Here is a 1,136-nt window from a genome sequence, read left to right on the forward strand (position 1 = left end):
CCTTGAGACTGGCCCATTGCTCCTAAAGAACCCATTCCCCGATAAGCCTTATAGCTTCGACCTTGGAATAATTCGATTTCACCAGGGGCTTCATCAGTACCGGCTAGCAAACTACCGATCATAATACTGTTTGCGCCAGCTACAATCGCTTTTGCAATATCACCAGAGAAACGGATACCACCATCAGCGATAACAGGCACATCAAGCTCTTTCAAAGCTGCACTAACATTAGCCACCGCAGAAACCTGAGGAACACCAATACCAGCCACAATTCGTGTCGTACAAATTGAGCCCGGGCCAATTCCGACTTTAACCGCATCTGCACCTGCTTCAGCCAATGCTATCGCCGCTTCAGCTGTTGCGATGTTACCACCAACCACTTGCACCTGCGGGTAGTTTTCTTTTACCCAGCGAACACGGTCAATAACGCCTTTAGAGTGTCCGTGTGCCGTATCGACAACAATCACGTCAACACCTGCCTGCACCAATGCATCAACGCGCTCTTCAGTGCCAGCACCCGTACCCACAGCAGCACCAACTCTGAGCTGTCCTGCTTCATCTTTACAAGCATTTGGATAGTCTTGCGACTTTTGGATATCTTTAACCGTTACAAGGCCGGTTAGTTCGAAACTATCGTTAACCACTAATACTTTTTCGATTCTGTGCTTATGCAGCAACTCGCGAATTTCGTCTGAAGTAGCGCCTTCTTTTACGGTCACCAGCTTATCTTTAGGTGTCATGATACTTGAGACTTTAGTATCCAAACTGCCTTCAAAGCGGATGTCACGGCCAGTGACAATACCGACCAAGTCTTTACCGTCAACAACCGGTAAACCTGAAATTTTGTTAGCTGCCGTCAGCTCTAACACTTCTCGTACCGTCATATTTGAAGCAACGGTAATAGGGTCTTTCACTACACCACTTTCAAATTTCTTAACAGCACGAACGGTTGCCGCCTGCTGCTCAGCGGTCATGTTTTTGTGAATGATACCAATGCCACCTTCCTGCGCCATGGCAATTGCCAAAGGAGCTTCAGTCACCGTATCCATCGCGGCAGATACCAGAGGAACATTCAAGGTGATGCCTTTCGTCAGGCGAGTTTTAAGAGAAACTTCGTTAGGAAGAACTTCGGAATA

1 protein-coding gene is annotated in these 1,136 nt (G+C 47.5%); it reads right to left on the bottom strand.

The annotated features are described in order from the left end of the window. The coding region (gene guaB / locus A3761_RS07220; protein ID WP_068750044.1) for an IMP dehydrogenase at positions 1-1,136 on the bottom strand (1,136 nt) is incomplete at both ends.

Source organism: Oleiphilus sp. HI0123, assembly GCF_001635315.1.